Raw genomic sequence first — 12,251 nt, 5'->3', positions numbered from 1 at the left:
ATCTCGTTCACTCCACTTCGGCGGCCTGGTCGCTGTACATCACCGAGCTCGGCGGCGGCTCGCCGACCCAGATGCGCTCGATCAGGAACAGCAGCGTCAGCAGCCCGGCGATCGGGATCGGCAGGTACACGTAGGCCACCGACAGCCACGGGAACTCGGCGATGGTCTGGAAGCGCGTGGTCATGCACAACTGCACGCCGTAACCGAGCATGAAGAGGGCCGTGGCCGCCATGCAGCCATCGGCCAGCCAGCCCATCGCGCGGCGCTTGCCCTCGCTCACCGCATTGACGAAGGCCTGCACGGCGATGTGCACCTTCGCGCGGTACACCGCGGCGCCGCCGATGAACGAGAACATCACCATCATGATCACCGAGGCCGGCTCGGGCCACGACAGCGGGCTGTGCATCGCGTAGCGCATGAAGACGCCGACGGGGATGATCAGCGTGATCACCACCAGCGCGACGCCGGAGATCACGACGCAGGCCAGGTACAGGCGTTCCATCGCCTGCTGGTAGGCGTTTTTCATCGACGGCCGGCGCGTCAGAAGAACACTACTTCGTCTCTTCGATGCGCTTGATCAGCGCCGCGTACTTTGCGCCATATTTGTCGCGGATCGGCTGCGTCGCGGCGTAGAAGGCCGGCTTGTCGGTGGGGATGAACTTGATGCCGGCGGCCTTGAGTTTCGTCTCGGCCTCGCCGACGTAGGCGTCCCACAGCGCGCGCTGCTCGATCTGCGCCTCGCGCGAGACCTTGCGCAGCAGATCCTGGTCGGCCTTCGACAGGTTGTCCCAGGTGCGCTTGGAGAAGACGAAGATCTCCGGAATGATCAGGTGGCCGGTCAGGCTGTACACCTTGCTGACGGTGTAGTGGTTCTGCGCCAGCAAGGTCGGCGGGTTGTTCTCGGCACCGTCGACAACGCCGGTCTGCAGCGCGCTGAACAGCTCGTTGAAGCCCATCGCCACGCCGTTGCCGCCCATCGCGTTCATCGTCTCGACGAACAGCGGGTTGCCCATCATGCGGATCTTCATGCCCTTCAGGTCCGCGGGCTTGGTGACCGGCTTGTTCGAATAGACGTTGCGCGTGCCGGCATCCATCCAGCCCAGCACGATCAGCTTCGACTGCGGCGAGTTCGACACGCGGTCGAGCAGCTCCTGCCCGATCGGCCCGTCGATCACCTTGCGCATGTGCGCCTCGTCGCGGAAGACGAAGGGCATGTTGAAGACGTTCAGGTCGTCGACCACCGGCCCCATCGCGCCGACCGAGATGCGCGCGATCTGCAGCGCGCCGACTTGCGCCTGCTCGATCATCTCCTTCTCGCCGCCGAGCTGCATCGACGGGAACATCTGGATCGAGATGCGGCCGTTGGTCGCCGCCTCGAGCTTCTTGCCCATGCGCTGGATCGCCTCGACCGTGGGGTAGCCGAGCGGATGCACGTCCGAGGCTTTCCAGACCACCTTGTCCTGGGCCTGCACCAGCGCGGGCGCCGCAACGGCGCCGGCGGCGAGCGCCGATCCGCACAGCCTGATCAGTTCGCGACGCTTCATGGCATGTCTCCAAGTCGTGCGCTCTGCCGGGCACGTGCGCCGGGCCGAGTCATCGGTTGTCGTACAACCGACGTATCGTCGACAGTGCGGATTCGGGTGTCAATAGCGTTTCCACAGGGGAATACCCGAGCGGCGATCGCTCGAGCTTGTACGATGACTGATGAACGTTGTCGGTGAAACACTTGCGACAATGCGTCGCGCGCGGCTGAAGCGGCGCTGATACCGGCCGCCGCAACCATTCGCGGCTTCGAAGGGCGCCCGGCACGTGAGCACTCTCCCGCATCCGGCCCGGGCCTGGATTTCCAGGCGCTGGTGCCTGCAGACGCTGCTCGCCGCGGCCCTCGTCGGCTGCCTGGCGCTGGCCGCGGCATCGGCGCGGGCGGGCACCGCCGACGAGATCGAACGCGCCGCCGCCCACGATCCCCGCGCCACCGCCGCCGAAGCGCAGGCCGCGCTGGCCGCCGCCCGCACGCGCCAGGATGCCGCCGCCATGCTGCTGGCGCTGCGCCGCATGATCAAGGTGCGCGCCGACATCGACGAGACCGCCGGCACGCGCGCGCTGATCGGCGAGGCGCTGGCGCTGGCCGAACAGCGGCAGGACAACGATGCGCAGGCCGAGCTGCTGCTGGGCGACGCGATGATCTCGCACGTGCTCGGCGAGGGCGCCAGCACCGATGCCCGCTTCGCCCACGCCGTCGCCTTTGCCGAGCGCACGCAGCAGCCCTTCCACCTGGCCCGCGCGCTGGTCCAGCATGCACGCTGGCACGACCGCCAGGGGCGCAGCGCCGAAGCGATGGCCCACCTGAACCGCGCCTACACCATCGCCCAGCGCGAGGGCGACCGCTACGCGATGTCGCGGGTGATGAACGGCGTGGCCGGCGCGCTCGGCCACCTCGACCGCATGACGCAATCGAACGCCGGCGAGGCGATCGGCCGCTACCGGGCGGCGCTGGAGCTGGTGGACACCGGCGTCTACCGCACGTACGCGGTGCGGCTGTGGCACAACCTCGCCGGCGTGCTGGCGTCGCAGGGCGACGTGGCCGAGGCGCGCGGCATCGTCGAGCGCGCGCTGGTGATGGCCGACCAGCTGGCCTACACCGAGATGCAGAGCTTCCTGCTCGCGCTGCTGGTCGACCTGGAGCTGAAGCAGGATCGGCCGGCGCAGGCGCTCGAGGCGCTGGGCCGCACCGCCGTGCAGCGCGGCACCGCGCTGCCCGCGACGCTGCGCTTCCGGCTCACGATGGCGCGCGCGGACGCGCTGTCGCGCCTGGGCGAACGCGCCGGCAGCCTGGAGGCGCTGGACGCCGGCCACAAGATCCTGGCCGCGCTGGCGACGGCGCGCTGGGCCGTTCGCTATCACGAGAATGCAGCGGCCATCCACGCCCGGCTGGGCGACTACGAGGAGGCCTGGCGCGCCACCGGGCGGCTGCGCGAAGCCGAGAAGGCGGTGCTCACCGCCAACAGCACTGCGGCGGTGGCCGAACTGCGCACGCGCTTCGACCTCGAGCGCAAGGAATATGAGAACTCGCTGCTGCGTGCGCGCGAGCGCGAGTCCGAGGCGCGCCGCGTGATGCTGATCGTCGCGCTGGTCGCCAGCATCACGCTCTTCGGCGGGCTCGCGCTGATGTGGCGGCTGCGGCTGCAGCGGCGGCTGCGCGCGGCCAATGCGCTGAAGGCCGCGGTGATCGACCATGCGATGGAGGCGATCGTCACCGCCGACGCGGCCGGCACGATCGTCGACTTCAACCCGGCGGCCGAGTTGATGTTCGGCTTGCCGCGCGCGCAGGCCATCGGCCGCTCCAGCGCGCTGCTGCTGCCCGAAGCCGATGGCGAGCGGCAACGGGCGCTGCTGGCCCGGCTGCAGCGCGGCGACGCTGCCCCGCTGCTCGGCCGGCGCTGGACGCTCAACGCGCGCCGCGCCGACGGCCGCGAGTTCCCGATCGAGGCGGTGCTGTGGCGAAGCGAGGTCGACGGCGCGGTGCACTACACCGCCAGCGCGCGCGACGTCACCGAGCAGCACCGCAGCGCCGAGCTCATCGAGCGCCAGCGCAACGAGCTGCGCCAGAGCGAGAAGTTGACGACGATGGGCAGCCTGCTCGCCGGCGTCGCGCACGAGCTGAACAACCCGCTGGCGGTGGTGATGGGCCGCGCCTCGCTGCTCGAGGAGATGTGCGCCCAGATGCCGACGGGTGGGCCGCTGCAGGCCGAGGCGCAGCGGGTGCGCGAGGCGGCGCTGCGCTGCAGCCGCATCGTGCGCACCTTCCTGAACATGGCGCGGCAGCGCAGCGCGGCGCGCGGCGAGGTGCAGCTCAACGATGTGGTGCAGGGCGCGGCCGAGATGCTCGGCTACGTGCTGCGCACGCATGCGATCCGCGTCGAGCTGAAGCTGGCGCCCGGGCTGCCCAGCGTCTGGGGCGACGGCGACCAGCTCGGCCAGGTGGTGCTGAACCTCTTCGTCAATGCGCAGCAGGCGATGTCCGGCAGCGACGGGCCGCGGGAGCTGACGATCGAGACCGGCCACTCGGCCGGCCCCCATCGATCCGGCCGGCACCTGTGGCTGCGCGTGGCCGACACCGGCCCGGGCGTGCCGGCCGACGTGGCCGAGCGCATCTTCATGCCCTTCTTCACGACCAAGAGCGAAGGCGTCGGCACCGGCATGGGCCTGGCCGTGTCGCAGGCCATCGCGCGCGAGCACGGCGGTGAGCTCGAGCTCGAGGCGAGCGCCCGCGGCGCGTCGTTCCTGTTCTGGCTGCCGCTGGAGGCGACCACTCCGCCGCGGCCGCCGGTACCCGCGCAACCGGTGGCCGCCGAGGTACCCGAGGGTGCACGCGTGCTGGTCGTCGACGACGAACCGGAGCTCGCCGACGTGATGCGCTCGATGCTCGAATCAGCCGGCTACGAGGTCACGACGGCCGAGTCCGGCGAAGTGGCGATCGAGATGCTCCAGCTCGCCAGCTTCGACGCCGTGGTCTCGGACCTGCGCATGCCCGACACCGACGGCGCCGCGCTGTGGCGCGCGGTGAAGGCGCATGCGCCGCAGCTCGCCGAGCGCATGCTGTTCGTCACCGGCGACACGCTGAGCCTGGATGCGACCCGGCTGCTCGCCGAGACCGGCTGCCAGGCGCTGGAGAAGCCGTTCTCGGCGGCGGATCTGGTGGGCAAGCTGCGCGGGTTGCGCGTGACGGCGCAGCGGCGTGACGAGCGCGAGGGTGTCGGCAGCGCGACGCCCTCCTGATAGCATTCGGTGACAGCATTTCACATGCACAGGTGATGGCATGGCCAATCTCAGCATTCGCGGCCTGGACGATCGATCGCTCGCCGAACTCAAGAAACGCGCAGTCAAAGAGGACGCAAGCGTCAATGCCTTGGTGCTGCGTCTCATCGAACAAGGGCTCGGACGCCGCCCATCGAAGCCGGCACTGCGTCGGCATGCCGATCTGGATGAGCTGTCCGGAAGCTGGGGCAAGAGCGATGCTGCCGCATTCGAGCGCGCTACGGCAGCGTTCAGCGAGGTCGACGCGAAGCTCTGGAAGTAGCGGATGCGGCCGATCCTGATCGACACCAACGCCTACACGGCGTTCATGCTCGGAGTGCCAGAGGTTGTCGAAGTCCTCGCACACGCCGAGCGCCTGTTCGTGAATAGCGTCGTGCTGGGCGAATTGCTTGGAGGCTTTGCAGCCGGAACGCGCGAAGCGAAGAACCGAGCCGAACTTGCTCGCTTCCTCGATTCGCCGCGCGTCGAGTCGATACCCATCACAGCGCAGACCGCGGACAGCTACGCGCTGATCTACGCAGGACTGCGTCGCAAGGGGCAACCGATTCCGACCAATGACCTGTGGATTGCCGCGAGCGCGCTCGAGCTCGGCGCAGCATTGCTGACCCGCGACGCGCACTTCTCACACATCGACGGCCTGCGCTGCGGGCAACGTCTGGAAGATTTCCTTCCATAGCGTCCGGCCCGCCTCAGCCGAAGCGCACGCCGATCCCGGCCAGCGCCACGCCGCGCAGCGCCGTCGTCCACACCTGCCCCGGCGCCACCGGCAACGCTCGCGTCAAGGTGCCGGTGGTGACCACCTCGCCCGCGGCCAGCGCCGGCTGCGACGGATCGGCCGCCAGCAGCTCGACCAGGTGGCGCAAGGCGAAGAGCGGCCCGTCGAGCACATTCGCGGCCTGCCCGTGGTCGACCACCACGCCGTCGCAGGCCAGGTCGATCGCGAAGCTCGACAAGCTGGCCAGCCAGCCCGCGCGATGGGCGCTGACCGACTGCCTCGGCCCGACCAGCAGCGCGCCGTGCAACCCGAAGGCCGCGACGCAATCGGCGGCCGCGAACTTCCAGCCCGGGAAGATCGACTGCACGATCTCGAAGCCGTGCGCGACCCATTCGATGCAGCCGAGCAGTGCCGCCGCGTCCATGCCGGGCTCGGGCGCGCGCGCCAGGCCGAAGACGATCTCCGGCTCGATGCGCGGCTCGGCCAGGCCGTCGAGCGAAAAACGCCCGGCGAGCGCGGCGAGGTCGTGCACCGTCGTCTGGTACATCGAACCCCAGATCGGTGCCCAGACGTCGTACTCGGCCCAGATCGTGCGGTTCGTGAAGCCGATCTTGCGGCCGACAGGCGTCTCGCCGCGCGCGATGCGCTGCGCCCGCACGTCGGCAGCGATGCGATAGGCGGTGTCGAGGTCGAGGCCGTCGTAGCGCGACGAGAAAGGCGCAATCTGGCGCCGCTCGTCGCGCGCGGCGAGGGCTTCAGTGGCGATCGCGGCGAGGTCGGCGATCGGGAGGCTTCGGCTCGTCATCAGGGGCTCAGCACCACCTTGCGCCCGTTCAGCGGCTGCACCGGCCGTGCGTTCATCGCATAACGCTTCTTGAACGCGGCCAGCTGCGCGGCGGAGGCTTCCACCGGCGTCTTCAGCACCTGCCAGCGCACTTCCTCGCTGCACGGCGGCGTGGTCAGCGAGCCCATGAAGGCGTAGTAGCCGCGCTCGGCCGGCAGCAGGTCGGCAGGATTGAAAGCAGCGTCGAGCTTGCGCGTCTCGCCCGCCTTGGCCGGCAGGCTGTCGAACACCGGCTTCAGCGCGGCGTTCTCCTTGCCGGCCTTGAACAGCACCGCGACGACGCCGAGCTGGCCTTGCGCATTCTTGTGCACCAGGTGCGCCACCAGCGGATAACGCTTGCCGTCGATCATCTCCTCGCTGGGCGCGTGGAAGTGGAACTGCAGCAGCTTGTACTCGCTGCCCTCCAGCGTCGCGGCACCCGCGGCCGGCAGGTTCACCTGGATCGTGTGGCCGTTGTCGACCACCTCGGCGGCCCCGCCGGTGTAGCCGAAGACGATGGGCTTGGCGTCGGCCGACTTCTCGATCTTCTTCGTCTCGATGTTGATCGGCGACTGCAGCTTGCCGAGCTTGCAGGTCTTGAACCCGGCATCCAGCTCGGCCCAGTGCGCCGGGCTGCCATGGCCCTGATAGCTCCAGTGAGGCTTGTCAGCGGCCTGGGCGGCGGAAGCCGCGGCGACACACGCGGCAGCGAACAGCAAGGGTGACTTCATCATGTGTCCTGTTTGAAGGTGAGAGGGGCCGGAATCGCCGGCCCCGGCCAAAGCACACGATCCTGCCGGATCTCGTCGATCAACCAGTCGTGGAAACCGCGTACCAGCATCCACTCGATGCGGTCGCCGCGCCAGAAGATCTTGCGCCGCTCGAGCTGCTGGCCATCGATCGACACCAAGAAGGACCGCGCACGCTGCAGGTCGGCGGCGCAGATCGGCAGCGCGCGCAGGCGCTTGAACCAGCGTGTCAGGTTCGGATGCTGCTGCGCACCCCACTCCACCGCCATCGCCCGCGCGCTCGCGAGGTGCGGGAACAGCGCGATGTCGGCGATCGACAGCGCCGGCCCGCTGACGAAATCGCGCTCCGCCAGCTCGCGTTCCAGCGCGTCGTAGACCGGCTTCAGGTCGGCACAGGCGGCGTCGAGCAGCCCCGCCGGCATCTGATCGTCGCGTTCGGCCCACGACCAGTACGACAGGTTGATCAGGATCGGATCGATGAAGCTGTCGGCCGTGCGCTCCCAGGCGCGGGCCTGCACGCGCGCGGCGGGTGAAGCCGGGAGCACCGGTCGATCGGGGTAGCGGTGCTCGAGGTAAGCGACGATGTCGGACGAGTTGACCACCACGATGCCGTCGTCGACCAACGTCGGCACTTCGATGCGGCCATTGACAGCCTTCAGCGTGTCATGGTTCGACCTCAGCAGCCCGTCGAGCGCCTCGAATTCGAGGCCCTTGTGCTCGAGCACCATGCGCACCTTGCGGGCGAAGGGGCTGAAGGCGCTGTCGTAGAGCTTGATCATCGGTGGCCTCGCGGCGGGAGTGCGGGGCGACGATCTTGGCGTGGGGCGCGGCACGACGCAAGGCGGGGCATGCGTGGCACGGGATTGAACGCCGGCGATTCTGCCTTCAGGCGCGCGCCAACTCCTCCGCCAACCGAAACCCCGCCACGTACACCCGCGTCGTCCGGTGAATCCCGTGCCGCCGCTTGCAGCGCGCGAGATCGCGAAAGCGGGCGAAGCTGCCGCCGCGCGCGACGCGGTAGCGGCCGTTCAATTGCACCAGGTGATCGTCGATCCACTGCCCGCCGGGATAAGGCGCATAGTCGGTGGCCACCAGTTCCTCGACGTTGCCGGCCATGTCCTGCGCGCCGCAGCGGGCGGCGCCGCGCGGAAACATGCCGACCGGCGAGGTGATCAGCAGCCCGCATTCGACGGTGTTGCAGCGGTCGGGCTCGAAGGTCTCGCCCCACGGATATTCACGCTGCGCCGGGCCACCGGCGGCGAGCTCCCATTCGGCTTCGGTCGGCAGCCGGAAGCGGCGGCCGGTGCTGGCGGACAGCCATGCGGTGTAGGCCTCGGCGCTGGCGACGTCGACCGAATGCACTGGGTGGTTCGCGCGCTCCAGCGGATAGCGGCCAAGCTCCCAGCTCGTCGGCAGCACTGGGTGGCCGGTGGCGAGCAGGAAGACGCGGTATTCATGGTTGGTGACCGGATAGCGCCCGATGCGGAAGCTCGGAATGCGAACGCGGTAGGCCGGGCACTCCTTTGCGATCCACGCGCGGTCGAGGCCGAGTCCGGCGAGCCGGTCCATCACCGCATCGAGCCGTTGCGGCTCCAGGCCGAGCGTGAATTCGCCGCCGGCCACATCGACCATCGGCGGCGCCAGTGGCTTCAGCCGCGGGTCGCCGGCGAGCGCCAGCAATTGCCCGGCGAGCCAGCGTTCGGCCAGCGGGGCGTCGGTGTCGGCCAGGCGCTCGAGCCAGTCGACCTCGTCCCCGCGCATCAGCCGCCGCATCAGCGCGGGCTGCGGCGTCGACAGGCGCGAGGGCACGTGCTGCGCCGGCAGGCCGAGCAGCTCACTTTCACTCAAGGTGAGCGGCAGCGCCTGCGGCAGCGTCGGCCAGAAGAAGTGGCCATGGCCGGCCGGCTTGACAAGGGCGGAGGGGGCGATGGTCACTTTTCACTCCTGGGCAAAACGCAACAGCGATTCGATGAAGAACGCGGCCTCGAAGAGCCGCTCGTCGTGGCCGCCGGGTGCGGCGAGCATGGCGCCGACCGGCGCATTGCCGGCGGCGTGACAAGGCAGTGAGATCGCGCAGCCGCCGACCAGCGTGATGGCCACCGTGTTGCGCAGCAGCTGCTGGTTGATCTGCTGCGCAGCGGGTCCGGCGCCATCGGCTTCGGCGATCGTCGGCGCGGTGATCGGCACCGTCGGTGCGAGCAGCGCGTCGAAGCCGCGCAGCTCGCGGCCGAAGCGCCGCATCAGCGCTGCGCGCTCGCGCTTGAGCTGCGCCAAGCGCCAGTCGTCGGTGCGCGCGCCCATCAGGATGCGGGCGCGCACCAGCGGGTCGCGGCAGGCCAGCAGTGCGCCGCCGTCGCCATGCGCGCGCCACGCCTCGGCGGCGGTGATGCCGCCATCGGCCTGCAGCGGGGCCAACGTGTCGAAGACCGGCATCGGCAGGCGGCGCACCGAGGCGCCGGAGCGGCCGATCACCGCCAGCAGGCGCTCGAAGGCCGCGGCCACCGGCGGTGCCAGCTGCGCGGTGAACAGGCCGTCGGGCACCGCGAAATGGAAGCTGCGCGGCGCGCGATCGCGCCGCGGCGCCAGCGGCCGTTCGGCGACCACGCTGTCGACGCGCCAGCAGTCGTCGACGGCGCGGGCCATCGCGCCGATGGTGTCGCTGGCCGGCGACAGCGGAAACAGGCCTTCACTGGGCACGCGGCCGAGCGAGGGCCGGAAGCCGACCAGCCCGCACAGCGCCGCGGGCACGCGCAGCGAGCCGCCGGTGTCGGTACCGAGCGCGATGTGCGCCATGCGGTCGCTGACCGACACCGCGCCGCCGGAGGTCGAGCCGCCCGGGATGCGGCCGATCGCGCGCTGCCACGGGTTGCGCGGCGGCGGATAGTCCGGATGCGTTCCGGTCACCGAATAGGCGAATTCCGACATGCGCGTGCGGCCGACGAGGATCGCGCCGGCGCTGCGCAGCCGCGCCACCGCGGCGGCGTCGCGCGCCGCCGGCGTGCCGCCCTCGCGCGTCGGCGAGCCGGCGCTGGTCACCTGGCCCGCGATGTCGAAGTTGTCCTTGATGCTGACGATCACGCGGTCGAGCGGCCCGCGCAGCTGGCGGCCGCCGCTGCGCTGCAGTTGCACGGCGCTGGCGCGCGCGATGTCGGCGTCGTGGCGTGCGAAGACCCGCGCACCCTCGCCGTCCGGCGCCTGCGCGTTGGCGCACGCCAGCTCCAGCGCCTCGCCGGCACGCAGCCAGCCGGCGCCCAGCGCCGCGTGGTAGTCGACGATCGTGCCGAGCGGATCGAGGCGCTCGGGCATCAGTGCCTGCCCGGCCGCCCGAAAGGCACTGAGCGCCCCTCGGGGGCCGCGAACGAAGTGAGCTGGGGGCTGATCATCACGCGACGCTCTCCGCCGGGCGCGGCATCACCGGTGTGCGTGGCGCCGGGATACGGTGCGTCGTGCCGTCGTACGAGCTGGCGATGAAGCCCTCCCCGGCCGGGTCGGCGACGATGCACGAGATGCCGAAGGTCGATGGCCGCAGCGTCGGCAGCCAGCTGTCGTCGACGCGGTCGTAGATCGCGACCATGCCGCGGTAGCCGGCGGTCGCCAGATAGCGGCCGGAGGCCGATGCCGCGATGCAGCGGATCGAATGCCGGTGCGGCGTGTTCAGGCAGCGCTGCTGCAGGTCGCGCCGCCACAGCCGCAGCTTGAAGTCGCGGCCGACGCTGGCGTAGCCGTCGGCCGTCGCGACGCAGCCGTTGGCGATCGCCGTGTGGCCGCCGGGCACGCGTTGCAGCAGCTGGAAGTCCGCGGCATCGTTCAGCGCCACCGCGCCGTCGGCGCAGCACGAGAACACGCGGCCATGCGCGACCGCGAGACCCTTGATCGCGTTCTCGTGCGTGCGGATGCCGGCCAGCAAAGTGAGCGTCCCATCGCCCAGGACGAAGAACAGCAGCTCGCCGGTGTAGGTGCCGACCACCAGCCGGCGTTCGCCCTGGTGCAGGTAGCTTGCCGCACAGTTCAGCGGCGACGCATGGCGGTGCAGCGGTTTGCCGGCCGCGGCATCGAACAGCACGCCGGACTGGCCGCCCGCGTACAGCGTCGGGCCGCCGGCGACGAGGAAGTTGCACAGCGTGCCGAGGTCGGCCACCGCGACGCCGTCGCGGCGCAGGATGCCGGCGTCGCCGATGTCCCAAGTGCTGTCCATCGCCGCGCAAACGGCGTTCAGGCTGCGGTCGCGGCGGATGCGCGAAAGCTCCCAGCGGCCGTCGCGCAGGTCGACGCTGGCGTAGGTGGAGCCGAAACTGCCGAAGACGGCCGAGTGCTCGTCGGCCAGCGCGCAGCTGCGTGGCCAGACGATGGCCGGGATCGGAATGCGCGCGACTTCATCGAGCCGCGTGCCGCCGCCGTCGAGCTGCCAGACCGAGAAGCTGCCGTCGTAGCTCAGGCACAGCACGCGCTGCCGCGCCGCGTCGGCTTTCAGGTGCTTGATGCCGGCCATGTGCGCCGCCTGGCGCTGCAGCACGCCGCGCGGGCCGACCAGGTACAAGGTGCCGGTGTCGTCGCCGCAGACCATGTGGCCGTCGGCCAGCACGGCCAGCGCATCACTCTGCGCGCCACCGAGCTGCACGCGTTCGATCTCGACCGCGCTGTCGGGGCACCAGCGCCGCACGGTGCCGTCGTCGCTGCTGGAGACGAGGGACTTGCCGTTGTCGTCCCACGCCAGCGCGAGCACGTCGCCCTGGTGGCCGAGCATCAGGGCCAGCGGCTGGCCGGTGATCGCGTCCCAGGTGCGCACGGTGTGGTCGTGCGACGAGGTGGCGATGCGTTTGCCGTCCGGCGAGAAGACGGCAGTGTCAACATCGTCGGCATGGCCGCTCAGGACGGTCATCAGCTGCATTGAGGGGACGGCCCAGATGCGCGCGGTGTGGTCGCTGCTGGCACTGACCAGGCGCTTGCCATCCGGCGAGAACGCCACGCTGTTCACCAGGTGATCGTGCAGCCCCATCGCCAGCGCCCGCTGCGTCGCGCGCTCCCACAGGATCACGCGGTTGTCGTAACCGGCGGTGGCGATGTGCTCGGCGCTGCAGGCGATGCCGGCAATGGGACCGAAATGCGCCAAGCTGCCTGCGGCAGTGGATTGAATCGAATTCATGGA

11 protein-coding genes are annotated in these 12,251 nt (G+C 70.3%); 3 read left to right on the top strand and 8 right to left on the bottom strand.

Features of this window, described 5'->3' with window-relative positions:
* Positions 1 to 7: 7 nt before the first annotated feature.
* Positions 8 to 526, bottom strand: a complete 519-nt coding sequence (locus tag HLB44_RS08115) for a TRAP transporter small permease (RefSeq protein ID WP_173122038.1) — start codon at positions 524 to 526, stop codon at positions 8 to 10.
* Between the two features lie 25 nt (positions 527 to 551).
* The gene (locus tag HLB44_RS08110) at positions 552 to 1,544 is read right to left on the bottom strand and encodes a TRAP transporter substrate-binding protein (protein ID WP_173122037.1); all 993 of its coding nucleotides are present in this window, start codon (positions 1,542 to 1,544) and stop codon (positions 552 to 554) included.
* A 265-nt stretch (positions 1,545 to 1,809) separates the two neighbouring features.
* Here HLB44_RS08110 and HLB44_RS38125 point away from each other — a divergent pair, with 265 nt between their 5' ends.
* Genes HLB44_RS38125 through HLB44_RS08095 form a run of 3 tightly spaced genes read left to right on the top strand, consistent with a single transcriptional unit; the run spans position 1,810 to position 5,494 of the window.
* The gene (locus HLB44_RS38125; protein WP_173122036.1) at positions 1,810 to 4,779 is read left to right on the top strand and encodes an ATP-binding protein; all 2,970 of its coding nucleotides are present in this window, start codon (positions 1,810 to 1,812) and stop codon (positions 4,777 to 4,779) included.
* Between the two features lie 40 nt (positions 4,780 to 4,819).
* The gene (locus HLB44_RS08100) at positions 4,820 to 5,080 is read left to right on the top strand and encodes a hypothetical protein (RefSeq protein WP_173122035.1); all 261 of its coding nucleotides are present in this window, start codon (positions 4,820 to 4,822) and stop codon (positions 5,078 to 5,080) included.
* A gap of 3 nt (positions 5,081 to 5,083) precedes the next feature.
* Positions 5,084 to 5,494: a type II toxin-antitoxin system VapC family toxin gene (locus HLB44_RS08095; protein ID WP_173122034.1), complete on the top strand. Its 411-nt coding sequence runs from the start codon at positions 5,084 to 5,086 to the stop codon at positions 5,492 to 5,494.
* Between the two features lie 13 nt (positions 5,495 to 5,507).
* On the opposite strand, the gene HLB44_RS08090 is transcribed toward HLB44_RS08095, so the two are convergent.
* The 6 genes from HLB44_RS08090 to HLB44_RS08065 all read right to left on the bottom strand — a co-directional run bounded on the left by HLB44_RS08090 (position 5,508) and on the right by HLB44_RS08065 (position 12,248).
* Positions 5,508 to 6,338 carry a 2-keto-4-pentenoate hydratase gene (locus tag HLB44_RS08090; RefSeq protein WP_173122033.1) on the bottom strand — a complete coding sequence of 277 codons (831 nt, stop codon included), beginning with the start codon at positions 6,336 to 6,338 and terminating at the stop codon, positions 5,508 to 5,510.
* Entirely contained in the window at positions 6,338 to 7,087 is a 750-nt protein-coding gene (locus tag HLB44_RS08085) for a carbonic anhydrase (RefSeq protein ID WP_173122032.1), read from the bottom strand. Before HLB44_RS08085 ends, HLB44_RS08090 begins: the two co-directional genes overlap by 1 nt.
* Positions 7,087 to 7,884: a glutathione S-transferase family protein gene (locus HLB44_RS08080; RefSeq protein ID WP_173122031.1), complete on the bottom strand. Its 798-nt coding sequence runs from the start codon at positions 7,882 to 7,884 to the stop codon at positions 7,087 to 7,089. Before HLB44_RS08080 ends, HLB44_RS08085 begins: the two co-directional genes overlap by 1 nt.
* A gap of 106 nt (positions 7,885 to 7,990) precedes the next feature.
* Complete coding sequence (locus tag HLB44_RS08075) at positions 7,991 to 8,977, bottom strand: formylglycine-generating enzyme family protein (RefSeq protein ID WP_425500795.1); 987 nt, start codon at positions 8,975 to 8,977, stop codon at positions 7,991 to 7,993.
* Between the two features lie 66 nt (positions 8,978 to 9,043).
* Entirely contained in the window at positions 9,044 to 10,411 is a 1,368-nt protein-coding gene (locus tag HLB44_RS08070; protein WP_173122030.1) for an amidase family protein, read from the bottom strand.
* A gap of 76 nt (positions 10,412 to 10,487) precedes the next feature.
* A complete protein-coding gene (locus HLB44_RS08065; protein WP_173122029.1) occupies positions 10,488 to 12,248 on the bottom strand; it encodes a WD40 repeat domain-containing protein in 1,761 nt (586 codons plus the stop codon).
* Positions 12,249 to 12,251: the final 3 nt, after the last annotated feature.

Source organism: Pseudaquabacterium terrae, from assembly GCF_013266755.1.
Taxonomy (GTDB): Bacteria; Pseudomonadota; Gammaproteobacteria; order Burkholderiales; family Burkholderiaceae_C; genus Pseudaquabacterium; species Pseudaquabacterium terrae.
Note: the sequence above shows the minus strand (reverse complement) of the source record. Positions and strands in the feature narration are given on the sequence as shown.

Excerpts from the sequence above, each read along its gene's own strand:
- HLB44_RS08080 (WP_173122031.1), bottom strand. The coding sequence starts at position 7,884 with ATGATCAAGCTCTACGACAGCGCCTTCAGCCCCTTCGCCCGCAAGGTG.
- HLB44_RS08065 (WP_173122029.1), bottom strand. The coding sequence starts at position 12,248 with ATGAATTCGATTCAATCCACTGCCGCAGGCAGCTTGGCGCATTTCGGT.
- HLB44_RS08070 (WP_173122030.1), bottom strand. The coding sequence starts at position 10,411 with ATGCCCGAGCGCCTCGATCCGCTCGGCACGATCGTCGACTACCACGCG.
- HLB44_RS08110 (WP_173122037.1), bottom strand. The coding sequence starts at position 1,544 with ATGAAGCGTCGCGAACTGATCAGGCTGTGCGGATCGGCGCTCGCCGCC.
- HLB44_RS08095 (WP_173122034.1), top strand. The coding sequence starts at position 5,084 with ATGCGGCCGATCCTGATCGACACCAACGCCTACACGGCGTTCATGCTC.
- HLB44_RS08085 (WP_173122032.1), bottom strand. The coding sequence starts at position 7,087 with ATGAAGTCACCCTTGCTGTTCGCTGCCGCGTGTGTCGCCGCGGCTTCC.
- HLB44_RS08090 (WP_173122033.1), bottom strand. The coding sequence starts at position 6,338 with ATGACGAGCCGAAGCCTCCCGATCGCCGACCTCGCCGCGATCGCCACT.
- HLB44_RS08100 (WP_173122035.1), top strand. The coding sequence starts at position 4,820 with ATGGCCAATCTCAGCATTCGCGGCCTGGACGATCGATCGCTCGCCGAA.
- HLB44_RS08115 (WP_173122038.1), bottom strand. The coding sequence starts at position 526 with ATGAAAAACGCCTACCAGCAGGCGATGGAACGCCTGTACCTGGCCTGC.